This window comes from Pseudomonas sp. GM21 (genome assembly GCF_000282215.1).
Lineage (GTDB): Bacteria > Pseudomonadota > Gammaproteobacteria > Pseudomonadales > Pseudomonadaceae > Aquipseudomonas.
In genome coordinates this window covers 1-26648 of sequence record NZ_AKJS01000112.1, presented here as the reverse complement: position 1 = coordinate 26648, position 26648 = coordinate 1, and the positions used below count along the sequence as shown (strand labels likewise).

Below are 26648 nucleotides of genomic sequence, written 5' to 3'. Positions count from 1 at the left end.
ACTGCGCTTTATTCCATCGCCCGGTGTTTATTTTTGCAGGCGTGGAATAACCTCATATGCCGGGCGTCTTCCTAGTCCCAGCGTAGTGACTAGCCAGAACTTCATGAACGATATCGACGAACAACTCAGAGAAATCATTCCCAGGCTGCGGCGTTTCGCGGGTTCGCTGACGCGCAATCCCAGCAGCGCCGACGATCTGGTGCAGTCGAGCCTGGAGCGAGCGCTGTCGAGTTGGGCTGACAAACGCCCCGGGGGCGACTTGCGCGCCTGGTTGTTTTCGATTCTGTACCGGCAGTTTCTGGACGCCCACCGTCGCACCCGGCGTTATGCGCGAATGCTCGAATTCTTTACCGGCCGCGACGACGCACAGCCGTCGGTCGAACGCACGGTGATTGCCCAATCGACGCTGCAAGCCTTCGATCAACTCACCACCGAACAGCGCGCGCTGCTGCTTTGGGTGTCGGTGGAAGGTTTGAGTTATAAAGAGGTCGCCGAGATTCTCGACGTCCCGACCGGCACCGTGATGTCCCGCCTGTCCCGCGCCCGCCAGGCCTTGCGCCAACTCAGCGACGGCGAAATCACCAGCCCTTCTTTGCGGATACTCAAATGATCAGCATGCCCCCGAGCGAGCGTGACCTGCACGCTTACGTCGATCACCAACTTGACGACGCCGACCGACGTCTGGTGAAAACCTACCTGGAAAACCACCCTGAAGCAGCCGCGCAAGTACGCGCCTGGCAGCAGGACGCTCAACAATTGCGCGCAGCACTGAGCGGTGCCCTGCAACAACCGGTCAATCAGGAGCTTGACCCGGCACTGATTCGCCAACGCCTTAAACACCAGTCCCACCGTCATCTGGCCAGTGCGGCGGTGCTGTTGATCGCTGTCAGCGTCGGTGGATTGAGCGGCTGGCAAGCGCGTGAGATGACCCTGCCCGACGCCCCGCCGCCGATGACCGATGCCATGCAGGCTTATCGCCTGATCGCCCAGCAAGGCATCTTGCCGGCCGACTACAAGGTCAACGCCGACGGTGACATGCAGGGCTGGCTGGACCGTTATTTCACCCGCGCCAATCGTCTCCCCGACTTGTCAGGCGCAGGCTTCAAACCGGTCAGCGGCCGTTTGCTCAGCACCGAACAAGGGCCGGCGGCGATGGTGGTTTACGAGGATCAGGGCGGGCACAAGATCAGTTTCTACGTGCGCCCACCGGGACCGAAAAACTACTTGCTGCCACGGGGCAGCCGCAGCGATGGCGAGTTGCAGGCCGAGTACTGGTCCGGCAGCGGCTACAACTATGCGATGGTCAGCCCGAGTGACACGCCGGCGGCGCAGATGCTCAAGCAAACCGCACAGTTCTGACCACACCGCTGATCCCATTGCGGGGGCGGTTTTGTGATTGACGCCGCCCCCTGTGGGAGCCAGCCTGCTGGCGATGACGGTGGCACATTCAAAGTTGATGTTAGCTGACACTCCGTCCGAAATGTGTTCAGCTTTGCCCTGACACCTGCGAAGGCCGGCGGTCTGTTCAATCCCGCTTCACCCGTCGACAGGACTGGAAGAGAAATTACCCAACTGGTTACACTACGCCGCCGCTGCTCGGGGAGCCGGCCTGACGACTACGGATTGACATGACAATGGCCGCTCGACCGCCCAAACGTTCGCGACTGACACCACGCTGGCTTTCCTTGCGCGGCCTTTTCGGCAAGGCGCTTGCGGAACCGGCCAGCGGCGTGGCGGCGGGCAAAGTCGTCCACGAATACTTCCACCAAAAGTCCCATGCCCAGGGCTACACCCTCAGCCACAGTCAGTTGCGGGTGATCGACTGCATGGCGCAGCACGCCACCGCCCTGCTCGGCGAGTCGGCGAAAACCCTACCCGGTCTTTACCTGCATGGTGCGGTTGGACGCGGCAAGAGCTGGTTGCTCGACGGCTTCTTCCAGGCGATCCCGATCGAAAAAAAACAGCGGCTGCACTTCCATGAATTCTTTGCCCGGCTGCATCAGGGCATGTTCACCCATCGTGATCAACCCGATGCGCTGGCAGTTACCCTTGATGAGTTGCTGAGCGACTGCCGGGTGCTGTGTTTCGACGAGTTTCACGTCCATGACATCGGCGACGCGATGCTCATCACGCGCTTGTTCAAGGCGCTGTTCCGTCGCGGTATTCTGCTGCTGGTAACCTCCAATTATCCGCCAGAGGGCCTGTTACCCAACCCGCTCTACCACGCACGCTTCAAACCCGTTATCGAGCTGATCCACGCCCGCATGCACGTGATGGAAGTCGGCGGCCCGCATGACTACCGTAGTCAGGTCAGAACCCATGCGCAGCAGGTGTTTACGCAAGGCCGGTATGTCTGGCCGGGTAGCGTGACGCAACGCCAGGCGTTGAACCTGCCCGAAGGCAACACCCCGCCATTGCAGCTGCCGGTCGGTACCCGGCATTTTCATGCGCGGCACTGCGCAGAACGGACCGTCGGATTCACCTTTGCCGATCTGTGTGATCACCCCACGGCAGTCATGGATTACCTGGAGCTGTGTAGGCGCTTCGATCACTGGATCATCGACGAACTGCCTGACCTGGCCGACTGCTCCATTGCCGCGCAGCAGCGTTTTATCAATTTGATCGACGTTTTATACGATCAGGACAAGCACCTGACGTTGCTCGGCCCACACCCATTGCGTGAAAGCCTGGGCGGCGATGCCATCGATCTGGCGCGTACACGCAGCCGTTTGGGGCAGTTGCAGGAAGTGCGCGCACCGGCCTGACAGGCGAGCCTGCTTTACCGCTATCATGTCGCCCACTTCCAGGCCCCTGCGCCTTCCCTTGATCAAAAGCGAACTCGCCCATGGATACCCTCGCCCAACTGCGTGCCGGTCAATTGACTGGCATCACCCGCCTGGACCTGGCCTGCGGCCTGACAGAATTTCCCCGGGAAATCTTCGACTTGGCAGACTCGCTGGAAGTGCTCAACCTCAGCGGCAACTCCTTGAGCAGCCTGCCGGATGATCTGCATCGCCTGACCCGTTTGCGCGTACTTTTTTGCTCCGACAACCTGTTCACAGAACTGCCGGCATGCCTGGGCCAATGCGCTGCGCTGACGATGATCGGCTTCAAGGCCAATGCTATCGAATCCGTCCCTGGCGCCGCGCTGCCGCCGTTGCTGCGCTGGTTGATTCTGACCGATAACCGCATCACGCAACTGCCCACCGAACTGGGCGACCGACCGTACCTGCAAAAACTCATGCTCGCCGGCAACCGCTTGCAGCGCCTGCCCCGCAGCCTCAGTCAGTGCCATCGACTTGAGCTGATTCGCATCGCTGCCAATCAACTCAGTGAACTGCCCGAATGGCTGCTGGCCTTGCCCAGCCTGACCTGGCTGGCGTACGCCGGTAACCCGCTGGAAAACGAAGCCGATGCGGCGGCGCTGGAAGCCACAGCCCGGATTCCATGGGACCAATTGCGTCTGGAGCAGCAACTGGGCGAAGGCGCTTCGGGGGTGATTCACCGAGCCAAATGGGAACAACCGGAGCAACCGGCCATACCGGTCGCGGTCAAGCTCTACAAGGGCGAAATGACCAGCGACGGCTCCCCCCTGCACGAGATGAACGCCTGCATCACCGCCGGCCTTCACCCTAACCTGATCCGGGTCGAAGGCCGAATCGTCGATCATCCCGAGCAGCAATCCGGGCTGGTCATGCAACTGATCGATTCGAGTTATCGCAACCTGGCCGCGCTGCCGAGCCTGGCCTCCTGCACCCGCGACATCTACACCGATGACACCCGTTTCAGCGCGGGCGTGGCATTGCGCATCGCCCATGGCGTCGCCTCGGTGGCCAGGCACTTGCACCGCCACGGCATCACCCACGGCGACCTCTATGGCCACAATATCCTGTGGAATGAACACGGTGATTGCCTGCTGGGCGATTTTGGCGCGGCGTCTTTCCACGCCACCTGCGACAGCCCGGAAAGCCGAGCGCTGCAACGGATCGAGGTGCGGGCCTTTGGTGTGTTGCTGGGGGAACTGCTGGAACGCATCGACTCGGGGTTGAGCGATATCGCGCGTGAAGAGCTGGAAGTGTTGCAAGAGCGCTGCTGTCAGCCTGAGGTGCTGAAGCGACCGGGGTTTAGCGAGATTGTGCGGGAACTTCAAGATAGGTGACCGCTTCGCGGTCATTCGTCGGAACGCCGCCCGGAGCAAGCCCGCTCCCACACTGGATCTGTGTACGACGAAGATCCAATGTGGGAGCGAGCCTGCTCGCGATAGCGGTATTACTGAATAAACAAATTACCCAGCCAGACCCACAAACATATCCTGCACATCATCATGGTTGTCGAGGCCTTCCAGGAACGCTTCGACTTCAGCCATTTGCTCGTCGCTCAACCCGGTGACCGGGTTCTTAGGCTGGTAGCCCAGTTTCGCCGACAACACGGTAAACCCTTGCTCAGGCAGTGCTTTTTGCACCGCATCCAGATCCGCAGGCTCGGTCAGGAACAAGGTCGTGCCCTCTTCTTCACCCGGCTCGAAATCCTGGGCGCCGGCTTCAATCGCGGCCATTTCCGGATCGGCGTCCGGGCTGTCCGGAGACGCCTCGATCATGCCGACATGGTTAAAGTCCCAAGCCACCGAACCGGAAGCGCCCAACTGGCCCTTGCGGAATGCCACGCGGATTTCAGCCACGGTGCGGTTGATATTGTCGGTCACGCATTCAACGATCAGCGGCACCTGATGCGGTGCGAAGCCTTCGTAAGTCACGCGATGGTATTGCACGGTTTCGCCCAACAGACCCGCGCCTTTCTTGATCGCGCGATCCAGAGTTTCCTTGGGCATCGAGGCCTTTTTGGCCTGTTCAACCACAAGTCGCAGGTGTGCGTTGGTGGCGGTATCGGCGCCGTTGCGCGCAGCAATGGTGATTTCTTTCACCAGTTTGCCGAAAATCTTGCCTTTGGCGTTGGATGCCGCTTCTTTGTGTTTAACCTTCCACTGTGCGCCCATTACTCACTCTCTTGATCTGTGGCGCCGAGACATCTATTGGCCGACGCGTTGCGCAAGTTTATACGGCCTAAAGTTGGCAATCGACCAAAAAATGCGGACTGACTGACCGGCATCACGGATCGACTTTTTCGCCAGTACTCGTAGGGCGATTCTGAAACGCCGATTTGCGGTGACTATTGAGCGGCGTGGTTTCGTACCCTTCGCGTCCGTACTCCATGGCAGAAGCGCGTTCGATGCACAACGACAAGGAAAGTCTCTACACCCTGACCCTCCTCGACAGCGGATTGAGCCTGCAGGTATTGCAGTTCAGTGGCACTGAAGGCCTGAACCAGCCCTATCGATTCGACATTGAAGTCATTGGCCTGGCACCGGCGATGAACCTCGACCCCGTGCTGCAACAACCGGCCTTTCTCACCCTTGGAGATCACAGTGTCATTCACGGCATTGTTCACAGCGCCAGCCGTGAACATCGCGGCCTGCATCGCATCGGCTACCACCTGGTGCTGGTGCCTTACGTTCAAAACCTCGACCGCCACCGTTGCCGTCGGGTCTTTCATCGCCTCAGCGTGCCGGCCATCCTGCGTCAATTGTTTGAGGAACATGCGCTGCCCGAGGCCAGCTATCGCCTGGAACTGTCCAGCGTGCACTACCCGCCCCGGCCGTTTTGCATTCAATACGAAGAGACCGACCTGACGTTGATGCAGCGGCTCTGCGAAGAAGAAGGCATCCACTATCACTTCGAACATCAGCGTGACGGGCATGTCCTGGTGCTGGCCGATGACACCCAGAAATTCCCCGAAGAGTCGCTCTTGCTGCCCTTTCAGTCCGAGCCCCGTGACGAGAATTTTCTACCGGTCTTCCACGAGCTGTTCCAGCGGCATAATGCGCGCGCCCAACCCGAACGTCGAATCGCCCACAATCGCGGCACTAAAGCCACCGGTGATGGTGCAGCCAACCACACCTTCGCCAGAACATCCGCTTCGATTGCTCGCCCCACCCCCGAGCAGGCACACCGCGAGCAGCTCAATCGCCGGGAACTGGAGCGTTTGCGCTGCCAGCATCGACAGATTGAAGGCCAAAGCAATCAAGCTGACTTGCGCAGTGGAAGCATCGTACAAGTGGCGGAGCATCCACTGTCAGGCTTCAACGATCAGTGGCTGATCACCAACGTCCAACACCAGGGGCAACAGCCGTCAATCCTCGCCGACCAACGCCCACGGCGCTACAGCAATCAGTTCACCGCCATTCCCTGGTCAACGGAATTCAGGCCCGCGCGCTCACAGCCCCGGCCGAGCATTCCGGGCTATCAGATCGCGCTAGTGCTGGGTACGGTCGGGCAACCGGCAGCGTTGGATGAGCAAAATCGAATACAGGTGCGGCTGTGGCCAACGCGGGAAGACGACGCCGATGAATCCTCCGGCCTATGGCTTCCCGTGGCCCTTGCCACGGCGGATGGTCGGATTGATCCCTCCCGGCTGCCCCTCGCCGGTACTGAGGTGCTCATCAGCTTTCTCGACAGTGACCCGGATCGCCCGGTGTTATGCGCCACCGCAGGCAACCCGATCAAGCCTCTTGCCGCTTACCCGTCACGCCGCGACGGTCGTTTGCTGCTCGATTGGCTGATCAATCGCTAGATGCATGCCACAGGGAATCAACCTCACACTGGCGCCAAATCAAAAAACGCCTGTATCAGGCGCAAATCCCGCCGTCGCTCCATGCACCCGATCATGTGCCGGTTAACCAACCCCTCACCCACGATCGGCACCGCCGCCACCCGTGGGTCATGGCTGACCTCCACCGACGACACCACACCAACCCCCAGCTCAGCCGCCACGGCCTCGGTCACCGCTTCACGACTGTCCAGCTCCAGCAACACCCGTGGATTGACCCTGGCCTGATTGCAGGCTTGATCGAACGTGCGCCGGGTAATGGAACTCGGCTCACGCATCACCATGATCACCTGATCCAGTTCCTTGAGCTTCACGCTGTTTGCCTTGGCCCAAGGATGATTTACAGGCACCAACGCACACATCCGCGACTCGCTCAGCGCCTGCAAATGCAGGCCTTTGCGCGGTTCAACCTCGGTCAGCACCGCCACATCGGCATGCTCGGACAATAACGCCGCCAGGGTTTCCTGGGCATTGCCCAGCCGCAGGTTCACGGTGATGCCCGGATAACGCGCCCGCAGGCTGGCCAACATCGGCATCACCAGGTGCGGACCGTCTGCCGCCACTTCCAGGCGCCCGGTCAGCAGCTGCCGGTTCGCTTCGAGCATTACCTGCGCCTCTTCCGCCAGGCCGAACATGGCCCGGGTGATCGCGGCCAGTTTGGTGCCCTCGTCCGTCAGCTCCACACGTCGTGCATTACGGCGCAACAAAGTGATTTGGTAGTGCTCCTCCAAGGACTTGATGTGCCCGGTCACCGCCGGCTGGCTGATGAACAACCGTGCGGCGGCGCGGGTGAAGCTGCCTTCGCGGGCCACGGCATCAAAGGCGCGAAGCTGGAACAGATTCATGAATAACTCTCACTGATGGCTGGCATAACAACAAACAATTTGATTGATAGCACGGCAAATTGCAATTTATGCCCCGTAACTTCATCCCATCGATTGCGAGGACACGAGAATGAGCACTGCCGACCCCATCCTGCTCACCCCCGGACCACTGACCACCTCGGCCCGCACTCGCCAGGCGATGATGGTCGACTGGGGTTCATGGGATGACCGCTTCAACCAACTGACGGCCAGCCTGTGCGAACAATTGCTGGCCATCCTCAACGGCGGTGACAGCCACCACTGTGTGCCCCTGCAAGGTAGCGGCACGTTCGCGGTCGAAGCGGCCATCGGCACGCTGGTGCCCCGCGACGGCAAAGTGCTGGTGCTGATCAACGGCGCCTATGGCAAACGCCTGGCGAAGATTTGCGAAGTGCTGGGTCGGTCCTTCAGCACCTTCGAAACCGCTGAAGACGAACCGACCACCGCCGCGGACGTCGACCGCCTGCTGCACGCTGACCCCAGCCTTACTCACGTCGCACTGATTCACTGCGAAACCAGCACCGGCATCCTCAACCCGCTGGCGGAAATCGCCGACGTCATTGCCCGACACGGCAAACGCCTGATCATCGACGCCATGAGTTCCTTTGGCGCCCTGCCGATTGATGCGCAACAGGTGCCGTTCGACGCCCTGATCGCCGCATCGGGCAAATGCCTGGAAGGCGTGCCGGGGATGGGGTTCGTTTTCGCTCGCAAAGATTCCCTGGCCAACGCCGCCGGCAACTCGCACTCGCTGGCAATGGACCTGTTCGACCAACACACCTACCTGGCCAAGACCGGCCAATGGCGCTTCACCCCGCCGACCCATGTGGTCGCGGCGCTGCACGAGGCCCTGCTGCAATACCACGAAGAAGGTGGCTTGCCGGCGCGGCATCAACGCTACGCCGACAACTGCAACGTGCTGCTCGATGAGATGGCCAAACTCGGCCTGCGCAGCTTCCTGCCCGCCGCGATCCAGGCGCCGATCATCGTCACGTTCCACGCCCCGAAACACCCGCGTTACCAGTTCAAGGAATTCTACGAACGGGTCAAGGCTAAGGGCTTCATCCTCTACCCCGGCAAATTGACCCAGGTTGAAACCTTCCGTGTCGGCTGCATTGGCCACGTCAACCAGGCCCAGATGCACGCGGCGGTGGCCGCAGTCGCCGACGTACTGCGCGAGATGGAAGTCTTCGAACTCTGATTCACAACAATCTGCGTAGCAGCTGTCGAGCCTGCGAGGCTGCGTTCGACTGCGAAGCAGTCGTAAATTCAGGCGCCGCGGTCTTTCAGGAAAACACTGTGTAAAGGGTTTACGACTGCTTCGCAGTCGAACGCAGCCTCGCAGGCTCGGCAGCTGCTACACGGATCTTCATTTTTCCAAATACAGGATTTGAGACATGAACTACGCAAACCCAACCCAACTGCAAGCCGCCATCCTCGACTGGGCCGGCACCGTCGTCGACTTCGGTTCCTTCGCACCCACCCGGATTTTTGTCGAAGCCTTCGCCGAGTTCGACGTCCAGGTCTCCATCGAAGAAGCCCGCGGGCCGATGGGCATGGGCAAGTGGGACCACATCCGCACCCTGTGCGATCAACCGCAAGTCGCTGAGCGTTATCGCGCCGTGTTCGGCCGCGCACCGACCGATGAGGATGTCACGGCCATCTACCAACGCTTCATGCCGCTGCAAATCGAAAAAATCGCCGAACACTCGGCGCTGATTCCCGGTGCACTGGACACCATCGCCCACTTGCGCCAGCAAGGGATCAAGATCGGTTCCTGTTCCGGCTACCCGAAACAGGTGATGGACAAAGTGGTCGAGCTGGCCGCCGCCAACGGCTACGTCGCCGACCACGTGGTCGCCACCGATGAAGTCCCCAACGGTCGCCCATGGCCGGCTCAGGCCCTGGCCAACGTCATTGCGCTGGGCATCGACGATGTCGCTGCCTGCGTGAAGATCGACGACACCGTGCCGGGCATTCTCGAAGGTCGTCGTGCCGGCATGTGGACCGTGGCGCTGATCTGTTCAGGTAACGCGCTGGGCCTGAACTACGAAGAGTATCTCGCCCTGGGCAGCGATCAACTGGCCGGCGAACGCAAGCGTATCCATGCCATGTTCAACGGCTCGCGGCCGCATTACATGATCGACACCCTCACTGATTTGCCGCAGGTGATCGTCGACATCAACAAGCGCCTGGCCAAGGGGGAGATGCCGCAGAGCAGTTGAATCTGCGATTTGCCGTTTATAAAAGCGCCAGTTCTTTGCGGAACTGGCGCTTTTTTTGGCCGATCACTTGATCCAGAGCGTTGCAACGACGATTAGCCACAGGCAAATCCCTCAAAGCGCATTACAGTTAAGGAACACCGTCGGACAGGAGCGGTGGCTTTAGACCCGGCCTGTGAGGAACACCGTATGCCATGGAAGAATTCGGAATCACGCTACAGCACCGTATCGATCACGCTGCATTGGGTGATGCTGGTCTTGCTGGCGCTGGTTTACGCCAGCATCGAGTTTCGTGGGCTCTTTCCTAAAGGCAGTGGCGGCCGAACGCTGATCGTCGAATCGCACTTCATGCTGGGCCTGACCGTGTTCGTGCTGGTCTGGCTGCGGTTATTCGCCCGCAGCCTGGGCCCCGCACCGCAGATTTTCCCCGCCTCACCGCCGTGGCAAACCACGCTCGCGAAGTTGATGCACTGGGCGTTGTACATTTTCATGATCGCGATGCCGATTCTGGGGTGGCTGGTGACCAGCGCCAAGGGTAATCAAGTGATGTTTTACGGCTTTGACCTGCCGATGCTGGTAGCGGAAGACAAAGCGCTGGCCAAGCAGATTCAGGACTGGCATGAACTCGGTGGCACCATCGGCTACTGGCTGATCGGCTTGCACGCCGTGGCCGGGATCTATCACCACTATGTGGTGCGGGATAACACCTTGTTGCGGATGATGCCTAAACGCAAATGAGCGCCGAGCGTGTGCTTATCGAAACCCCCGCAATCCTTGCAAGCCTCCGGTATGAATAAAGATCAGCCGCGTGCCCTTTTTGAATGCTCCGGCCTCGATTTGCTGCTTGAGCATCAGCAGCGCTTTGCCGGTGTACAACGGCTCCAGAGGCAAACCGCTGACGTGTCCGGTTTGATCGATGAAGTCGAGTAACGGCTGATCGACTTTGGCAAAGCCGCCTCGACTGGCGTCCAGCAGTTGGTAGTTGTGCTGGCTCACACCCGCTTCTTTCAGGATCGACTCGACCTGTTGCGCAACGCCGTGATCGTCGGGCACCGCCATTGCGCCGTACACCATGCGCTCGCCGTCCTCGGCCAGCACCAGGCCGGCCAGAGTGGTGCCGGTTCCGCAGGCCAACCACCAGCCGTCGTGGCCGCCCCACCCCAGACAACCCGGTTGGTCGTCGACCATTGCCTTCAATCGCATGCAGCCGCTTGCTCCTCGCAGGCCGCCGCCCCCTTCGGGCACCGGATGCAGATCGGGGTATTGCGCCTGCCAGGGTTGCCAGAAACCCGCTTCATGCCGCGCCCGGTAACCGCCATAACCCAACCAATGCAATTGCATGCCGAATGCCTGCAAGTCCTTCACCGTCGGGGTTTCCTGCGGATGACCGCGCAACAGGCCGACGGTGCGGAAACCGAAGCGTTTGCCGGCGGCGGCCAATGCGTGCAGATGATTGGAGTGCGCACCGCCCAGGCTGATGATGCCGTTGGCACCGGCGAGGTCGGCTGCGTGCAAGTGCTCGATGAGCTTGAACCACTTGTTGCCACTGATCAGCGGGTCGATCTGGTCGAGGCGCAAAGTGGCGACTTCGATACCGGCGGTGGTGAGCCAGTCGAGCTTGAGGGGTTCGAGGGGGGCCTGGGGTAGCCAGTCGTTGGGAGGGAGGAGCATCGATGCCAGCTCTGGGTAAAGAGCTGGCATTCTAGTCGCTCTAAGGACGCCTTCGCGAGCAAGCCCGCTCCCACACTCGATCTATGTCGCACTGAAGATCAAATGTGGGAGCGAGCCTGCTCGCGATAGCCATTGGCACGCTAGACCTGTTGATTACAACTCAGCGGCCAACCGCGACCCTTGGTTGATCGCGCGCTTGGCATCGAGCTCTGCCGCCACGTCCGCGCCACCAATCAAATGCACGTTCTGCCCCGCCGCCACCAAACCGTCCTGCAACTCACGCAGCGGATCCTGCCCGGCGCAGATCACGATGTTGTCCACCGGCAGCACTTGCGGCTCGCCAGTTTCGCCAATACGAATGTGCAGGCCTTCGTCGTCGATCTTCAGGTACTCGACGCTGTTAAGCATCTGCACCTGCTTGTTCTTCAGCCCGGTGCGGTGAATCCAGCCGGTGGTTTTACCGAGGCCGTCGCCGACCTTGGATTTTTTGCGTTGCAGCAGGAATACCTCACGAGCAGGTGCATGCGGCTCAGCCTTGATCCCCGCGACACCGCCGCGCGCTTCCAGGTGAGTATCGATGCCCCACTCCTTCCAGAACGCTTCGCGGTCCTGACTGGTGGCCACGCCCTGGTGAACGAGGAATTCCGACACGTCGAAACCGATACCGCCGGCGCCGATGACCGCGACACGCTTGCCCACCGGTTTGCGCTCAAGGATCACGTCGAGATAACTCAACACCTTGGCGTTTTCAACGCCGGGTATCGCCGGGGTTCTTGGCGCGATGCCGGTGGCGAGAATGATCTCGTCGTAACCTCCCTCGACCAATTGCGCCACGTCAACGCGGGTGTTCAGGCACACCTCGACGTTGGTGGTCTGCAATTTACGATTGAAATAACGCAGGGTTTCAAAGAACTCTTCCTTGCCCGGTACGCGCTTGGCGACGTTGAACTGACCGCCGATTTCACTGGCCGAATCAAACAGCGTTACTTGATGCCCGCGCTCGGCAGCCACCGTCGCAGCGGAAAGCCCCGCAGGACCGGCACCGACCACGGCGATTTTCTTGATCTGCTGCACCGGCAGGTAATTGAGCTCGGTTTCATGGCAAGCGCGCGGATTGACCAGGCAACTAGTCAATTTGCCGCCGAAGGTGTGATCCAGGCATGCCTGGTTGCAACCGATGCAGGTGTTGATTTCGTCGGCACGGCCTTCAGCGGCCTTGTTGACGAATTCCGGGTCGGCGAGGAACGGACGCGCCATGGACACCATGTCGGCATCGCCTTCAGCCAGAATCTGTTCGGCCACTTCCGGGGTGTTGATGCGGTTGGTGGTGATCAGCGGAATGCTCACCGAGCCACGCAGCTTGGCAGTGACTTTGCTGAACGCCGCACGCGGCACTTTGGTGGCGATGGTCGGAATCCGCGCTTCGTGCCAGCCAATACCGGTGTTGATGATCGTTGCACCGGCCTGTTCGATGGCCTTGGCCAGGGTGACGATTTCTTCCCAGGTGCTGCCGCCTTCGACGAGGTCGAGCATCGACAGGCGGAAGATAATGATGAAGTTCGGACCCACTGCTTCACGCACGCGGCGGACGATTTCCACCGGCAGGCGCATACGGTTTTCATAGCTGCCGCCCCAACGGTCGGTGCGGTGGTTGGTATGGGCCGCGAGGAACTGGTTAATGAAATAACCTTCGGAACCCATGATCTCGACGCCGTCATACTCGGCCTGTTGCGCCAGAGTCGAACAGGTGACGAAATCGCTGATTTGTTTCTCGATGCCTTCCTCGTCCAGCTCTTTGGGCTTGAACGGGTTGATCGGCGCCTGGATGGCGCTCGGCGCGACCTGCTTCGGGCTGTAGGCATAACGCCCGGCGTGGAGGATCTGCATGCAGATCTTGCCACCCGCCTCGTGCACGGCGCGAGTCACGATCTGGTGCTTGAAGGCTTCTTCCTCGGTGGTCAGTTTGGCCGCCCCGGAATACACCCCGCCTTCATCGTTAGGTCCGATGCCGCCTGTGACCATCAGGCCAACGCCACCGCGCGCTCGCTCGGCAAAGTACGCCGCCATGCGTTCGAAACCGCCGGGTTTTTCCTCAAGACCGGTGTGCATCGAGCCCATCAGGGTGCGATTGCGCAGCGTAGTAAAACCCAGGTTCAGCGGGGCCAACAGGTGCGGGTAATGAGCGGCGGCCATTTGTAACTCCACATCGAGCGTTCACGGAAAAAGTGCAGGAGCTCTTTGGCTCCCATCAGTCATGCTCGACAGGTTAAGAGTCGCGCTCCTGTCACTCAATGACCGAAACTGACAACTTATTGATCCAAATGTGCACGCCCCCTTGGCAAGTGCGCGCATGGGCCCTACCCTAGTCGCGAATCCTGCACACGGCCGTTGACCGCTCCCCATGCGCAAACTTCTGTACCTGACCTTTTCCATGGCAATCATTGCCGGCCTGACCACCTACGCCATGTGGGCATCGGACCGTCCGGTGGGCCACTACTTGTCGGACCTGCGCATCAACCTCGCCGTCGATCAAGGCACACCCGCTGATCGCGGCAACCTGCTGGGCATCCAGCCCGAGCTGTTCCCGACCGACTATCAAAGCCCCGAGCGTTTGCACCGCAAACTCGCCGCCTATTTGCAGCAGGCCCGGGACCATGGCCTGCTGAATGACAAGACCATCGTCGTGCTGCCCGAGCATGTCGGCACCTGGCTGATGGTCAGCGGTGAGAAAGATGAGCTGTACCAGGCCACGACCATCAAGGAAGCCATGAACTGGCTCGCGGTGAGCAATCCCTTGCAGTTCGTTCGCGCGCTGATCAGCGCCGAGGGCGGCAGTCGCCTGGACGATGCCCATTTGCGGATGAAAGCCAAAGGCATGGCCAAGAGTTACCAGGCACTGTTCGGCGGGCTGGCGAAGGAATTTGACGTGACGGTGGTGGCGGGCACCATCGTGCTTCCGGAGCCCAGCGTCATCGACGGCCGGCTGAACATCGGGCGCGGCGCGCTGTACAACAGCAGCGTGATCTTTGGTCGCGATGGCTTGCCGATTGGCCAGCCGCAACGCCAGCTGCATCCCGTGTTCGAGAAGCCTGACGACACCAATACCAAGGGCCAACAGACACTCAACGTCATCGATACACCCGCCGGACGCTTGGGCGTTTTGATCGGCAGTGACAGCTGGTACCCGGAGAATTACCGCAAGCTCGACGATCAGGGTGTGCAACTGGTGGCAGTGCCAGCGTTCGTCGTCGGACGTGACACCTGGGATAAACCGTGGCGGGGATACCGGGGATTGCCGCCCCCCCAATCCGTCAGCCTCAAGCCCGGTGAACTCAGTGAAGGTCAGGCCTGGCATCGCCTGACATTGACCGCGCAACCGCCAGGCAGCCAGGCCATCGCCGGTATGAGCGTGTTCCTGCGCGGCCAGTTCTGGGATCAAGGCAGCGCCGGGCAAAGTTTTCTCAACAACAACGGTCACCAGTTCGCTGACGGCAACGCCCGTGGCGCGCGGCTGCTGAACCTCTGGTTGTAACCCATGAAACCGTTGCCGATGCGCCTCGGGGATTTGTCGGTGGGTTTCGTCCATAGTCTGGCCGAGGCGGTGCACAGCCACGGCGTAGACCCTCAACCGTTGCTCGATCAATACGGCCTGGATGCGGCCAGATTGGCGGAGCCCGGAGCCCGTCTGTCGATCCCGCGCTACATGCGCCTGGGCCACGGGGCGATCCAACTGACGGATGACCCGGCACTGGGTTTGCGCATGGGCCAGCTCAGTCGTCTGAGCCAGGCCGGTCTGGCTGGTGTCACGGCCGCCCAGGCGCCGACGGTTCGTGAAGCCGCGCGCTGCCTGATTCGTTTCGAAGCCTTGTACGGCTCCAACTATCGCGGTCAGTCGAGCTTTCATGAGGACGCTCAGGGCGCCTGGCTGCGCTTCTACTCCATCAGCCCGTACAACGCCTATAACCGCTTTGTGGTGGACTCGATCATCGCCGGCTGGTTGCAGCAATTGTCCAGCCTGAGCCCCGCCCCGCTACGCGCAGAACGCATCGAAATCGAATTCGACGCGCCGGACTACCGCGAGGCGTATGCCATATTGGGCGATTGCCCGATCCAGTTTGGCGCCGAGCACAACCAACTGCGTCTGAACCTGGCCAGCCTCGCCCAACGCAACCCGGTGCACTGTCCGAGTACCTGGCGGCATTTGCTGCAACTGTGCGAACGGGAACTGGAGCAACTGACACGCACCCGTAGTCTGCGTGAACGCATCACTCAGTTACTGGGGCCGTTACTCAATGGTGGCCGGGAACCCGACCTGGAAGAAGTGGCGGCACGCCTGAAGCTGCCCACCTGGACCTTGCGCCGCAAACTCGCCGAAGAGGGCACGCAATTTCGCGCGATTCTCAACGATACACGTCGCGACCTGGCCATGACCTACATCCGCGATACCGAACTGGCATTCGGAGAAATCGCCTACCTGTTGGGTTTCGCTTCAGCTGAAGCCTTTCAACGGGCTTTCAAACGCTGGAATGGCCAGACACCGGGCGAGTTCCGCCGCAGTCATCGCCACTCCGCATGACGCTTACAGCTCGGTAGCGTCTTCGGCGGGTTCCAGCGGGTCCAGTTCAAACGCCTGATACTCGAGCAGCTCTTCTTGATAATCGTCCATTTTTGAATCCCCCAGCGCTCGTTTAAAAATTGCCTGAATAAATGACCAACGCCCCGAGCATAAAGTGCCCCTGTGAAAGAAAAATGACGCAGGCGCACCGCTCAGCGGCTACTTGATAAAACGTAGCAGGCGGTCAGGAATTTATCACCGGTTTTTTTCGATAGAGGCTGTAGGACTACGGCCTGGCTGATGCAGATCAATGTAATGCGCCTACGGGATCGGTGTCGTCTGACCCGATCCCGTCGAAAAACGATTACTGACCAGTAACCGGCATGGCCGGAATGGGCTCGCTTGGCGGCGGCAAGTCCGACGGTGGCGGCGGTGTGATCGTTTCTGTGGACGGTGCCGGATCGCTGACTTGCATAGGGGTAATCGGCGCGGTTTCCGCCGGTGGCGCAACCGGTTCCGAGGCTACTGGGGTGGGGGCAGGTTCGGCAGCCGGGATTGGAGCTGGCACAGGTTCCGGCGCAGCTGGCGGAGTGGGTGCCAAGGCTGCCGGCGCCGCTTTGGCTTCAGGCACACCCAGGTCGGTCTTCGGCTTCTCGACGATGTGCGCGGCTTTCTTCGCTTCCGGTGGCAGGAACAATTCGACCAAGGTAAAAAAACGCTCATAGAACTTGGCCGACGAGACGGTTTCGCTGGCGACCTTGACCATCGAGTCGTCGGAAGAGCCGATCGGCATAGATACCGAGCCCAACACACCAACACCCAGACTGGCGGAGTTATTGGTTTTCTTCAGCGCATAACGGTCCTGCAAGGCGTTGGCGAACATGGTCGCGTGGTGACCGTCGCTGCCGTCATCGGCACAGACCACACTGAAACTGATCTCCATGTGCGTCTCGCCGGTCTGCTGGAAACTCTTGTGCCCGCTGATCAGCTTGGGGTCGCTGCTGGTAATGATGTAACCCTGGCTGAGCAAGGCACGGCGTGCCGCCTCGCAGCTCCTCACATCGGTCACGGGGTAATTGCGTGAAAAGGTGCCGGAGTCGGCGAAGTTCTCATGCTCATAGATCGCGGCTTTCTTGGACGAGCAGCCGGCAGCGGCGAGCACCAGTGCCAGCCCGACGAGACGCATGGGAATTGATTTAAACATTGAACATCCTGAGGAAAACGGTCCGGGGCGTATTGTGCAACAGATCGATGCCTGGCGGCGCATCGATTAGTGTCTTAAAACAGTTACACGTGTAAAGACTGCCATGGGCGCAAAAAGGTCGCTCCCCCCCGCCTCCGGCGACGGATGACCGGTTCGCTATCCTTTCAGACACAAAAAACCCCGGCTTTTCGGCCGGGGTCTTTGTGTGGCGACACGCTCAATCAGGCATCAATAACGCTTGATATCGGCTTCGCTTTCCAGCTGCTTGCGGTAAGCCGCGAAGTCTTGCTGGCCAATGCGCGAGGCGAGGAAGCGACGGTATTGAGCCTTCTCTTCTTCAGTCGGCGCGGCCGCTTCGTTCACGTTGTTCAAACGCACGATCACCAGGCTACCGTCGGCCAGGGTCACGTTGCTGAAAGTCGGCTTGTCCTTGGCGGCAGGCTTGGGCATCCGGAACAGCGCTTGCAGCACAGTTGGGTCGACCCCTTCCTGAGCGCGGGTAGCTGCTTCGGTCACTTTCCAGTTCTGGCCATCAATTGCCGTGTCCAGCGGGGTCTTACCGTCGCGCAGGCTGGCAATCAGCTGTTCAGCCTTGGTCTTGGCGGCAGAGCTGGCGTGCTCCTTGGCCAATTGCGTGCGGATGGCGACGTTTACGCTTTCCAGCGGCAGTTGTGCGGGTTTCAGGTGCTCCTTGGCACGTAACACGATCACGGTTTCAGGATCGAGTTCGATGGCGGTGCTGTTGGCACCCTCATCCAGCACTTCAGGACTGAACGCAGCGGTAATCACCGCACGGTTGGCCGCAATCCCTTCACCGCCTTCACGACCGAATGGCTTGGAGGTGTGAACGGTGAGTTTCAGGTCTTGAGCCGGCTGGGCCAGATCGGACGCTTCGAACGAGGCGTCTTCCAGTTGCTTGGTCGCTTCGACAAAACGCTGCTCGACCTGCTGGGTTTTCAGCTCGCGTGTCAGCTTGTCTTTGAGGCTGGCAAACGTCGGCACTTCAGGTGCTTCCACACCCAACAGCTTGATCAGGTGGAAACCGAAGTCGGTGCGAACCGGATCGGAGACTTGATCCTTGGCCAACGCATACAGGGCTGTTTCGAAGGCCGGGTCGTAGACACCAGGACCGGCGTAACCAAGGTCACCGCCGTTGTTGGCCGAACCCGGATCCTGGGAGAACTCTTTGGCCAGGGCCTCGAATTTTTCGCCTTTGGCCAGACGCGCCTGCACTTCTTCGATCTTGGCCTTGGCTTGCGCCTCGGTCATTTTATCGTTCACTTCGATCAGAATGTGCGCAGCCCGACGCTGTTCGGACAGGTTTGCGATTTCTTTCTGATACGCCGCTTGCAGGTCTTCGTCCTTGACGGAGACCTGATCAAAGAAGGAAGCCTTCTTCAATTCCAGGTAATCGATGATCACCTGATCCGGCGTCATGAATTCCTTGGCGTGTTCGTCGTAGTAGGCTTTGACTTCTTCGTCAGTCAGCTTCACAGACGCCGGGTCAACCTTGACGTTCAGGGAAGCGAAATCGCGGGTCTGTTTTTCCAGACGGGCAAAGGCCAGCACCTGAGCGTCGGTGACGAAGCCGCTACCGGCCAGGCCAGCGCGCAGTTGACCAATCAGCATTTCCTGAGCCAGCATCTGGCGGAACTGCATACGGCTGTAGCCAAGTTGACGGATCACCTGATCGAAACGCTCAGGGCTGAACTTGCCGTCGACCTGGAATTCAGGCGTCTGCAGGATCACCTGGTCCAGAGCGGCTTCGGAGAATGCGAATTTCGAATCTTGTGCGCCTTGCAGCAGCAATTTTCGATCGATCAAGCCTTTGAGGGCTGATTCGCGCAACATTTTTTCATCGAGCAAGGAAGCGTCGAAATCTTTGCCCAGCTGTTGCATGAGTTGACGGCGTTGCATATCAACCGCCTGGCTCAGCTCGTTCTGGGTGATTTCTTCGCCATTGACCTTGGCCGCGTCATTGCTGTTCGTCGTGGCCTGAAAAATGGCGTCGAAACCGGTCAAAGCCATCAGTGCAACGATGACCCCGATAATGGTCTTGGCAATCCAGCCTTGTGAATTGTCCCTGATATTCTGCAGCATGCGTCCCCCAGAAACGGTTGAACTTCAAAATTAGGCAACCGTGGAGCGTGGGTAGAATCCGGATAGAAGAAAGGCGCATCCGGGGATGCGCCTTCTCGTAACTGGCGGAGCGGATCGATGGATCGAACGTGCGACCCTCGGTGTCTCGGACCGGCAATTCGCCGACTGGACTACCGCTCCGCTGCCAGGTCAGGCATGACCCCGACCCGGATAGGCAAAAACCTGAATCGAACTTAGTTGACAGCTTCTTTCAGTGCTTTACCGGCTTTGAAACCTGGTTTTTTGGCAGCTGCGATTTCCAGTGTCTTACCGGTCTGAGGGTTACGACCAATGCGAGCTGGACGATCAGTTACGGAGAAGGTACCGAAACCAACCAGAACAACAGAGTCGCCAGCCTTGAGAGCGCCAGTGACGGATTCGATTACTGCGTCCAGCGCACGGCCAGCAGCAGCTTTCGGGATATCAGCGGATGCAGCGATAGCATCAATCAGTTCCGACTTGTTCACTCTAAGTCCCCTTATATCTATTTGAGTATGATTCTAAGTTTTTTTTGGTGAAAGCAAAAAACGTGTGTGCTGAATGGCCTACAGACACTTAAGAGCCGCTTTATAACAAGGGCTCTAAAAAACTGTCAAGGAAGCCCCCCAGGCAAATGCGTACTAATGCGTGCTAATTCTTTCCTTAGAGTCAGACTCGCGTTTTTCATCCTTTGCAACAATCTCTGGAACCACATCTGGCAGCGGCTCCGGCGCGTATTGCAGCGCAATTTGCAGGACTTCGTCAATCCATTTAACTGGTTTAATCTGCAGATCTTGCTTGATATTGTCCGGAATTTCCTTCAGATCGCGGACGTTCTCTTCAGGAATGATCACAGTCTTGATTCCGCCACGGTGAGCCGCGAGCAGTTTTTCTTTCAAGCCACCAATCGCCAGCACCTGACCACGCAGAGTGATTTCACCCGTCATGGCGACGTCCGCACGCACCGGAATCCCGGTCAATGCCGACACCAGGGCCGTGCACATGCCCACACCGGCGCTAGGACCGTCCTTCGGGGTTGCCCCTTCCGGCATATGGATATGCGTGTCGCGCTTCTCGTGGAAGTCCAGGGGGATTCCCAGGCTCTTGGCCCGGCTGCGGACAACGGTCAACGCTGCGGTGATCGATTCGACCATCACATCACCCAGGGAACCGGTCTTGATCAACTGGCCTTTACCCGGTACGACAGCGGCTTCGATGGTCAGCAACTCGCCGCCCACTTGTGTCCATGCCAGCCCGGTTACTTGACCGATCTGATCTTGCGACTCAGCGAGGCCGTAGCGGAATTTACGCACGCCCAGGAAGTGTTCGAGCATCTCGGCAGTGACCTTCACCGAGAAACGTTTTTCCATTGCATGCTCTTTGACCGCCTTGCGGCACACCTTGGCAATCTGGCGTTCCAGCCCACGCACACCGGCTTCGCGGGTGTAGTAGCGGATGATGTCGCGGATCGCTTCGGCGTCGAATTCCAGCTCGCCTTTCTTCAAGCCGTTGGCAGTAATCTGCTTGGGCGAGAGGTATTTGACGGCGATGTTGATTTTCTCGTCTTCGGTGTAGCCCGGCAGGCGAATCACTTCCATCCGGTCCAGCAACGCCGGTGGGATGTTCATGGAGTTCGAGGTGCACAGGAACATCACATCGGACAGGTCGTAATCGACCTCCAGGTAGTGATCGTTGAAGTTGTGGTTCTGCTCGGGATCGAGCACTTCCAGCAACGCCGACGCCGGATCGCCACGCATGTCGCTGCCCATTTTGTCGATTTCATCGAGCAGGAACAGCGGGTTGCGGACGCCCACCTTGGTCATCTTTTGAATCAATCTTCCTGGCATCGAACCGATGTAAGTACGGCGATGACCACGGATTTCGGCTTCGTCACGCACGCCACCGAGGGCCATGCGCACGAATTTGCGGTTGGTGGCGTGAGCAATCGACTCCGCCAGCGAGGTTTTACCCACGCCAGGTGGGCCGACCAGGCACAACACCGGCCCCCGAATTTTCTTCACGCGTTTTTGCACGGCGAGGTATTCGAGGATCCGCTCTTTGACTTCTTCCAGACCATAGTGGTCTGCATCAAGGATGTCTTCTGCGCGCGCAAGGTCCAGACGCACTTTGCTCTGGGCCTTCCACGGCACCTGAACCAGCCAGTCGATGTAAGAACGCACCACGGTCGCTTCCGCGGACATTGGCGACATTTGCTTGAGCTTGTTCAATTCACCCTGGGCTTTGGCCAAGGCATCTTTCGGCAGGCCGGCGGCATCGATGCGCTTTTTCAGCTCTTCGATTTCGTTGTGGCCTTCGTCGCTGTCACCGAGTTCCTTCTGAATGGCCTTCATCTGCTCATTCAGGTAGTACTCGCGCTGACTGCGCTCCATTTGTTTTTTGACGCGACCGCGAATGCGTTTTTCAACTTGCAGCAGGTCGATCTCGGCATCCAGCAGCGCCAGAACGTGCTCGACCCGGGCCGACAAATCGATGATTTCGAGGATTTCCTGCTTCTGCTCGATCTTCAGGGCCATGTGTGCGGCCATGGTGTCGACCAGGCGGCCTGGCTCGTCGATGCTGTTGAGCGACGACAGGACTTCAGCCGGGACTTTCTTGCCCAACTGCACATATTGTTCGAACTGAGCCAGCAGGCTACGCACAAACACTTCCGACTCGCGTTCAGGCGCGTCGACTTCGTCGATCAACGAGACTTCGGCACGGCAGTGGCCGTCCACTTCGCTGAAGCGCTCTACGGCGCCCCGCTGCTCACCTTCGACCAAAACCTTGACCGTGCCGTCAGGCAGCTTGAGCAGCTGCAGAACGGTCGCAATAGTCCCTACGCGATAAAGTGCATCTTCACCGGGATCGTCGTCAGCAGGGTTTCTCTGAGCCAGCAGAAGGATCTGCTTGTCGCCCGTCATCGCAGCTTCGAGGGCTTCGATGGATTTCTCGCGCCCCACGAACAGCGGGATTACCATGTGCGGATAAACCACAACATCACGCAATGGCAGGAGAGGCAATTCGATGGTTGTCTTCATGATTTCGCCTCTACGGCGGCCATAAGGCCGTAAACAGATGGAAGTAAGCTTGAAACCAAGATGGGGGCTGTCTTCAAAAAAAACAAGCGCAAAGACAGGGATAAAAGGCAGTAAAAGCAAAGGGGCCCGAAGGCCCCTTCTTTATTCCAGCTGCGTGACGCTTAGGCGTCTGGCGCGGCCTTGGCAGCAGGCTCACTGTTTTCGTAGATATACAGTGGCTTGGACTTGCCTTCTATAACGCTTTCATCGATCACTACTTTACTCACCTCGGACTGCGAGGGGATTTCATACATAGTGTCGAGCAATACGCCTTCGAGAATCGAACGCAGTCCACGGGCACCGGTCTTGCGTTCCAGAGCACGTTTGGCGACCGATTTCAGTGCGTCAGCCCGGAATTCCAGGTCCACGCCTTCCATCTCGAACAACTTGGCATACTGCTTGGTCAGAGCATTTTTCGGCTCGGTGAGAATCTGCATCAATGCAGCCTCATCAAGCTCGTCCAGCGTGGCAAGTACCGGCAGACGACCAACGAATTCCGGGATCAGACCGAACTTGACCAAATCGTCAGGCTCGACTTCACGCAGGGACTCACCGACTTTCTTGCCTTCTTCCTTGCTGCGCACTTCCGCGTTGAAACCGATGCCGCCCTTGGTGGAACGGTTTTGAATAACCTTTTCCAGACCGGAGAACGCACCACCGCAGATGAACAGGATGTTACGGGTGTCGACCTGAAGGAATTCCTGCTGCGGATGCTTGCGACCACCTTGAGGTGGAACGGAAGCGACCGTACCCTCGATCAACTTGAGCAGGGCCTGCTGCACGCCTTCACCGGAAACGTCCCGGGTGATCGACGGGTTGTCAGACTTGCGCGAGATCTTGTCGATCTCATCGATGTAGACAATGCCCATCTGGGCTTTTTCTACGTCGTAATCGCACTTCTGCAGCAGCTTCTGAATGATGTTCTCGACATCTTCACCCACATAACCCGCCTCGGTGAGGGTGGTTGCGTCGGCAATGGTGAACGGAACGTTCAGCAAACGAGCCAGTGTTTCGGCAAGCAGGGTTTTACCCGAGCCTGTCGGGCCGATCAGCAGGATGTTGCTCTTGCCGAGTTCGACGTCGTCATTCTTTTTGTCACGCTGGTTCAGGCGCTTGTAGTGGTTGTAGACCGCTACTGCCAAAACCTTTTTCGCACGCTCCTGACCAATCACGTACTGATCAAGGATGCCGCTGATTTCTTTAGGCGAAGGCAATTTATGCGCGCTGCTTTCGGCCTGGGCTTCCTGCACCTCCTCTCGGATGATGTCATTGCACAGGTCGACGCACTCGTCGCAGATAAAGACCGAGGGGCCGGCAATCAATTTGCGCACTTCATGCTGGCTTTTGCCACAGAAGGAGCAATAGAGCAGCTTGCCGTTGTCCTCGCCGTTGCGGGTGTCAGTCATTCGTTCGATCCAAATCCGATAGGCTTGCAACACAAGATGAAGGCTATTGCGGGCTTTTTCAAGCCCGCCGGTGATCAGACCAGCCGACCCACCTTATTTTGAGCTGCTTATTTTTAAGCCGGGCGCTGGCTGATCACTTCATCGATCAACCCGTAATCACGCGCAGCTTCTGCACTCATGAAGTTGTCGCGATTGGTATCGCGCTCGATTTCTTCAAGAGTGTGCCCGCTATGCTTGGCCATCAACGTGTTGAGACGCTCACGAATGAAGAGGATTTCCTTGGCATGGATTTCGATATCCGAGGCCTGGCCCTGGAAACCGCCCAGTGGCTGGTGAATCATCACACGCGAGTTCGGCAGGCAATAACGCTTGCCGGCGGCACCGGCCGTCAGAAGGAACGCGCCCATGCTGCACGCTTGACCGATACAGGTGGTCGACACGTTTGGCTTGATGAACTGCATGGTGTCATAGATCGACATGCCCGCCGTCACCGAACCGCCCGGGGAGTTGATATAGAGATGGATGTCCTTGTCCGGGTTTTCCGCTTCAAGGAACAGCAGTTGCGCACAGATCAGGTTGGCCATGTAGTCCTCTACCGGACCAACCAGAAAGATCACTCGCTCCTTGAGAAGGCGCGAGTAGATGTCATAGGCGCGCTCGCCACGAGCAGACTGCTCGACAACCATCGGGACCAGGCCGCCTGCGGCCTGGATATCAGAGTTCTGCTGAATATACGAATTACGGAACATGCTCTGCAGTCACTCCCAAATAGTTATGTCTTGAATACGCATAAGCCAGCACGAAGGCTGGCTTATGGTGATTACTTCTTAGCGCAAAAACGATCAGTCGGCTTTTGGAGCTTCTACCGGCTTGACTGCTTCTTCGTAAGAGACCGACTTGTCGGTCACACTAGCTTTCTGCAGAACAGTATCCACAACTTGTTCTTCCAGCACAACCGAACGGACTTCGTTCAGCTGCTGGTCGTTCTTGTAGTACCAGGACACGACCTGCTCAGGCTCCTGGTAGGCCGAAGCCATTTCCTGAATCATTTCGCGAACGCGGGTTTCGTCAGGCTTGAGGTCGAATTGCTTGACCACTTCGGCCACGATCAGACCCAGTACAACGCGGCGCTTGGCTTGCTCTTCGAACAGCTCGGCCGGCAACTGGTCAGGCTTGATGTTGCCGCCGAACTGCTGAACAGCCTGCACACGCAGACGGTCAACTTCGTTGGACAGCAGAGCCTTAGGCACTTCGATCGGGTTGGTGGCCAGCAGACCGTCCATTACCTGATTCTTGACCTTGGATTTGATCGCCTGACGCAGTTCACGCTCCATGTTCTTGCGAACTTCGGTGCGGAAGCCTTCCAGACCGGTTTCCTTGATGCCGAATTGAGCGAAGAATTCTTCGTTCAGCTCTGGCAGTTTTGGCTCGGAAACAGTGTTCACGGTAACGGTGAACTCGGCAGTTTTACCGGCCAGGTCGAGGTTCTGGTAGTCCTCTGGGAAGGTCAGGTTCAGAACACGCTCTTCGCCGGCTTTAGCGCCAACCAGACCGTCTTCAAAGCCAGGGATCATGCGGCCGGAACCCAGCACCAGCTGAGTACCCTTGGCGGAACCGCCAGCGAACACTTCACCGTCAACCTTGCCGACGAAATCGATGTTCAGCTGGTCTTCGTTCTGGGCAGCGCGATCGGCCACTTCAAAACGGGTGTTCTGCTTGCGCAGGATGTCCAGCATTTTGTCCAGATCGGCATCAGCCACGTCAGCGCTCAGGCGCTCTACGGTGATACCTTCGAAGCCGGCAACGGTGAACTCAGGGAATACTTCGAAAATGGCGACGTATTCCAGGTCCTTGCCAGCTTCCAGGGATTTAGGCTCGATCGAAGGCGAACCAGCCGGGTTCAGCTTCTGCTCAACCACAGCTTCGTAGAAGGAAGACTGGATGACATCGCCCACGGCTTCCTGACGCGCATCAGCACCGAAACGGCGCTTGATTTCGCTCATTGGCACTTTGCCTGGACGGAAGCCAGCAATCTTGGCCTTTTGGGCGGTCTGCTGCAGACGCTTGTTGACCTGGCTCTCGATGCGCTCAGCCGGCACGGTGACGCTCATGCGGCGCTCAAGAGCAGTAGTATTTTCAACAGAAACTTGCATGGATATTCCTCGTTGCACAGACGTTAGCCGGCCGTTTCCGACCCCAGAATCAAGGGCATGCATTCTAGTGGGTCAAACTCAAGAAGTCACCCTACTGAAAACGGGTAAAAACGCAGCAGGCAATTTATAGGTGCGAATGCACGGATGCACCTCGCCCCGATGGCAAATACAGCCAATCACGCCAGGGCCCTGCGCCAACCCTTCTATATATAGAAGCGGTTGCCAATCATCTCCCTGACAGCCGATCTTGCGAGCAAGGCCGGCGGGCAGCGCGGCATCATCGAGAAACATAAATACGACGAAACGCCCTGCCCCTGCGACTCAAAACCTGCAGCCGCCAATCACTCGAACCGCTGAAACAAAAAAGGCGCCAGACTGTTAAATCTGGCGCCTCTCGAAATATGGGGTGGACGAAGGGGATCGAACCCTCGACAACGGGAGTCACAATCCCGTGCTCTACCAACTGAGCTACGCCCACCATCTTGCATTTCCAAAGAAGCCAGACAACGTCTTCTTTGTTCAACCCCAACCAAGCCAATCGGCATGAGTGAAGCTTTATTTGGTGCGGATGAAGAGACTCGAACTCTTACGCCTCGCGGCGCTGGAACCTAAATCCAGTGTGTCTACCAATTCCACCACATCCGCGGATTGAAGCTGTTAAAGCAAAGGCGCCAGACTGTTAATCTGGCGCCTTTCGAAATATGGGGTGGACGAAG

Annotated in this window: 21 protein-coding genes and 2 tRNA genes; 10 read left to right on the top strand and 13 right to left on the bottom strand. The window is 58.6% G+C overall.

The window, feature by feature from the left end; translation table 11 throughout:
* Nucleotides 1–103: 103 nt before the first annotated feature.
* From PMI22_RS10645 to PMI22_RS10660, 4 genes are all read left to right on the top strand, one after another.
* On the top strand, nt 104–610 hold the full coding sequence (locus PMI22_RS10645; RefSeq protein WP_007946913.1) for a sigma-70 family RNA polymerase sigma factor: 507 nt from the start codon (nt 104–106) through the stop codon (nt 608–610).
* Nucleotides 607–1359 carry an anti-sigma factor family protein gene (locus PMI22_RS10650; protein WP_007946912.1) on the top strand — a complete coding sequence of 251 codons (753 nt, stop codon included), beginning with the start codon at nt 607–609 and terminating at the stop codon, nt 1357–1359. The genes PMI22_RS10645 and PMI22_RS10650 overlap by 4 nt, the downstream gene beginning before the upstream one ends.
* A gap of 275 nt (nt 1360–1634) precedes the next feature.
* Complete coding sequence (zapE, locus tag PMI22_RS10655) at nt 1635–2765, top strand: cell division protein ZapE (RefSeq protein WP_033049391.1); 1131 nt, start codon at nt 1635–1637, stop codon at nt 2763–2765.
* 80 nt (nt 2766–2845) lie between these two features.
* Nucleotides 2846–4159 (top strand): leucine-rich repeat-containing protein kinase family protein, encoded by a 1314-nt coding sequence (locus tag PMI22_RS10660; protein WP_007946910.1) that lies wholly within the window; start codon nt 2846–2848, stop codon nt 4157–4159.
* A gap of 126 nt (nt 4160–4285) precedes the next feature.
* Here PMI22_RS10660 and PMI22_RS10665 read toward each other — a convergent pair whose 3' ends face one another.
* Nucleotides 4286–4993 carry a YebC/PmpR family DNA-binding transcriptional regulator gene (locus tag PMI22_RS10665; RefSeq protein WP_007946909.1) on the bottom strand — a complete coding sequence of 236 codons (708 nt, stop codon included), beginning with the start codon at nt 4991–4993 and terminating at the stop codon, nt 4286–4288.
* Nucleotides 4994–5226: 233 nt separating this feature from the next.
* Between PMI22_RS10665 and PMI22_RS10670 the strand changes: the two genes are divergently transcribed.
* Entirely contained in the window at nt 5227–6627 is a 1401-nt protein-coding gene (locus PMI22_RS10670) for a type VI secretion system Vgr family protein (protein WP_007946908.1), read from the top strand.
* Nucleotides 6628–6650: 23 nt separating this feature from the next.
* Here PMI22_RS10670 and PMI22_RS10675 read toward each other — a convergent pair whose 3' ends face one another.
* Nucleotides 6651–7508: a LysR substrate-binding domain-containing protein gene (locus tag PMI22_RS10675; RefSeq protein ID WP_007946906.1), complete on the bottom strand. Its 858-nt coding sequence runs from the start codon at nt 7506–7508 to the stop codon at nt 6651–6653.
* Between the two features lie 109 nt (nt 7509–7617).
* On the opposite strand from PMI22_RS10675, the gene PMI22_RS10680 reads away from it, so the two are divergent.
* The 3 genes from PMI22_RS10680 to PMI22_RS10690 all read left to right on the top strand — a co-directional run bounded on the left by PMI22_RS10680 (nt 7618) and on the right by PMI22_RS10690 (nt 10486).
* On the top strand, nt 7618–8727 hold the full coding sequence (locus PMI22_RS10680) for a 2-aminoethylphosphonate--pyruvate transaminase (protein ID WP_007946905.1): 1110 nt from the start codon (nt 7618–7620) through the stop codon (nt 8725–8727).
* A gap of 196 nt (nt 8728–8923) precedes the next feature.
* Complete coding sequence (phnX, locus tag PMI22_RS10685; RefSeq protein WP_007946904.1) at nt 8924–9751, top strand: phosphonoacetaldehyde hydrolase; 828 nt, start codon at nt 8924–8926, stop codon at nt 9749–9751.
* A gap of 186 nt (nt 9752–9937) precedes the next feature.
* Nucleotides 9938–10486 carry a cytochrome b gene (locus PMI22_RS10690; RefSeq protein ID WP_007946902.1) on the top strand — a complete coding sequence of 183 codons (549 nt, stop codon included), beginning with the start codon at nt 9938–9940 and terminating at the stop codon, nt 10484–10486.
* Nucleotides 10487–10501: 15 nt separating this feature from the next.
* On the opposite strand, the gene PMI22_RS10695 is transcribed toward PMI22_RS10690, so the two are convergent.
* Nucleotides 10502–11419, bottom strand: coding sequence for a 1-aminocyclopropane-1-carboxylate deaminase/D-cysteine desulfhydrase (locus PMI22_RS10695; protein ID WP_007946900.1), 918 nt, complete (start codon nt 11417–11419; stop codon nt 10502–10504).
* A gap of 153 nt (nt 11420–11572) precedes the next feature.
* Complete coding sequence (locus PMI22_RS10700; RefSeq protein WP_007946899.1) at nt 11573–13612, bottom strand: oxidoreductase; 2040 nt, start codon at nt 13610–13612, stop codon at nt 11573–11575.
* A gap of 208 nt (nt 13613–13820) precedes the next feature.
* Between PMI22_RS10700 and PMI22_RS10705 the strand changes: the two genes are divergently transcribed.
* Complete coding sequence (locus PMI22_RS10705) at nt 13821–14951, top strand: carbon-nitrogen hydrolase family protein (RefSeq protein WP_007946898.1); 1131 nt, start codon at nt 13821–13823, stop codon at nt 14949–14951.
* Between the two features lie 3 nt (nt 14952–14954).
* Nucleotides 14955–15995 carry an AraC family transcriptional regulator gene (locus PMI22_RS10710; protein ID WP_007946897.1) on the top strand — a complete coding sequence of 347 codons (1041 nt, stop codon included), beginning with the start codon at nt 14955–14957 and terminating at the stop codon, nt 15993–15995.
* A 343-nt stretch (nt 15996–16338) separates the two neighbouring features.
* On the opposite strand, the gene PMI22_RS10715 is transcribed toward PMI22_RS10710, so the two are convergent.
* The 9 genes from PMI22_RS10715 to PMI22_RS10755 all read right to left on the bottom strand — a co-directional run bounded on the left by PMI22_RS10715 (nt 16339) and on the right by PMI22_RS10755 (nt 26577).
* Nucleotides 16339–17178: a DUF2242 domain-containing protein gene (locus PMI22_RS10715; protein WP_007946896.1), complete on the bottom strand. Its 840-nt coding sequence runs from the start codon at nt 17176–17178 to the stop codon at nt 16339–16341.
* Between the two features lie 228 nt (nt 17179–17406).
* Nucleotides 17407–19278: a SurA N-terminal domain-containing protein gene (locus tag PMI22_RS10720; protein ID WP_007946895.1), complete on the bottom strand. Its 1872-nt coding sequence runs from the start codon at nt 19276–19278 to the stop codon at nt 17407–17409.
* 233 nt (nt 19279–19511) lie between these two features.
* On the bottom strand, nt 19512–19784 hold the full coding sequence (locus PMI22_RS10725) for an HU family DNA-binding protein (RefSeq protein WP_002552737.1): 273 nt from the start codon (nt 19782–19784) through the stop codon (nt 19512–19514).
* 153 nt (nt 19785–19937) lie between these two features.
* A complete protein-coding gene (gene lon, locus PMI22_RS10730) occupies nt 19938–22334 on the bottom strand; it encodes an endopeptidase La (RefSeq protein WP_007946894.1) in 2397 nt (798 codons plus the stop codon).
* Between the two features lie 161 nt (nt 22335–22495).
* A complete protein-coding gene (gene clpX, locus PMI22_RS10735; protein ID WP_007946893.1) occupies nt 22496–23779 on the bottom strand; it encodes an ATP-dependent Clp protease ATP-binding subunit ClpX in 1284 nt (427 codons plus the stop codon).
* Nucleotides 23780–23892: 113 nt separating this feature from the next.
* Nucleotides 23893–24528 carry an ATP-dependent Clp endopeptidase proteolytic subunit ClpP gene (gene clpP, locus PMI22_RS10740; protein ID WP_007946892.1) on the bottom strand — a complete coding sequence of 212 codons (636 nt, stop codon included), beginning with the start codon at nt 24526–24528 and terminating at the stop codon, nt 23893–23895.
* A gap of 93 nt (nt 24529–24621) precedes the next feature.
* Nucleotides 24622–25932, bottom strand: a complete 1311-nt coding sequence (gene tig / locus PMI22_RS10745) for a trigger factor (protein ID WP_007946890.1) — start codon at nt 25930–25932, stop codon at nt 24622–24624.
* 402 nt (nt 25933–26334) lie between these two features.
* Nucleotides 26335–26410: transfer RNA gene (locus tag PMI22_RS10750), tRNA-His, on the bottom strand.
* An 82-nt stretch (nt 26411–26492) separates the two neighbouring features.
* A tRNA-Leu gene (locus tag PMI22_RS10755) sits at nt 26493–26577 on the bottom strand.
* Between the last annotated feature and the right edge of the window lie 71 nt (nt 26578–26648).

Excerpts from the sequence above, each read along its gene's own strand:
- PMI22_RS10645 (WP_007946913.1), top strand. The coding sequence starts at position 104 with ATGAACGATATCGACGAACAACTCAGAGAAATCATTCCCAGGCTGCGG.
- PMI22_RS10650 (WP_007946912.1), top strand. The coding sequence starts at position 607 with ATGATCAGCATGCCCCCGAGCGAGCGTGACCTGCACGCTTACGTCGAT.
- zapE (WP_033049391.1), top strand. The coding sequence starts at position 1,635 with ATGGCCGCTCGACCGCCCAAACGTTCGCGACTGACACCACGCTGGCTT.
- PMI22_RS10660 (WP_007946910.1), top strand. The coding sequence starts at position 2,846 with ATGGATACCCTCGCCCAACTGCGTGCCGGTCAATTGACTGGCATCACC.
- PMI22_RS10665 (WP_007946909.1), bottom strand. The coding sequence starts at position 4,993 with ATGGGCGCACAGTGGAAGGTTAAACACAAAGAAGCGGCATCCAACGCC.
- PMI22_RS10670 (WP_007946908.1), top strand. The coding sequence starts at position 5,227 with ATGCACAACGACAAGGAAAGTCTCTACACCCTGACCCTCCTCGACAGC.
- PMI22_RS10675 (WP_007946906.1), bottom strand. The coding sequence starts at position 7,508 with ATGAATCTGTTCCAGCTTCGCGCCTTTGATGCCGTGGCCCGCGAAGGC.
- PMI22_RS10680 (WP_007946905.1), top strand. The coding sequence starts at position 7,618 with ATGAGCACTGCCGACCCCATCCTGCTCACCCCCGGACCACTGACCACC.
- phnX (WP_007946904.1), top strand. The coding sequence starts at position 8,924 with ATGAACTACGCAAACCCAACCCAACTGCAAGCCGCCATCCTCGACTGG.
- PMI22_RS10690 (WP_007946902.1), top strand. The coding sequence starts at position 9,938 with ATGCCATGGAAGAATTCGGAATCACGCTACAGCACCGTATCGATCACG.
- PMI22_RS10695 (WP_007946900.1), bottom strand. The coding sequence starts at position 11,419 with ATGCTCCTCCCTCCCAACGACTGGCTACCCCAGGCCCCCCTCGAACCC.
- PMI22_RS10700 (WP_007946899.1), bottom strand. The coding sequence starts at position 13,612 with ATGGCCGCCGCTCATTACCCGCACCTGTTGGCCCCGCTGAACCTGGGT.
- PMI22_RS10705 (WP_007946898.1), top strand. The coding sequence starts at position 13,821 with ATGCGCAAACTTCTGTACCTGACCTTTTCCATGGCAATCATTGCCGGC.
- PMI22_RS10710 (WP_007946897.1), top strand. The coding sequence starts at position 14,955 with ATGAAACCGTTGCCGATGCGCCTCGGGGATTTGTCGGTGGGTTTCGTC.
- PMI22_RS10715 (WP_007946896.1), bottom strand. The coding sequence starts at position 17,178 with ATGTTTAAATCAATTCCCATGCGTCTCGTCGGGCTGGCACTGGTGCTC.
- PMI22_RS10720 (WP_007946895.1), bottom strand. The coding sequence starts at position 19,278 with ATGCTGCAGAATATCAGGGACAATTCACAAGGCTGGATTGCCAAGACC.
- lon (WP_007946894.1), bottom strand. The coding sequence starts at position 22,334 with ATGAAGACAACCATCGAATTGCCTCTCCTGCCATTGCGTGATGTTGTG.
- clpX (WP_007946893.1), bottom strand. The coding sequence starts at position 23,779 with ATGACTGACACCCGCAACGGCGAGGACAACGGCAAGCTGCTCTATTGC.
- clpP (WP_007946892.1), bottom strand. The coding sequence starts at position 24,528 with ATGTTCCGTAATTCGTATATTCAGCAGAACTCTGATATCCAGGCCGCA.
- tig (WP_007946890.1), bottom strand. The coding sequence starts at position 25,932 with ATGCAAGTTTCTGTTGAAAATACTACTGCTCTTGAGCGCCGCATGAGC.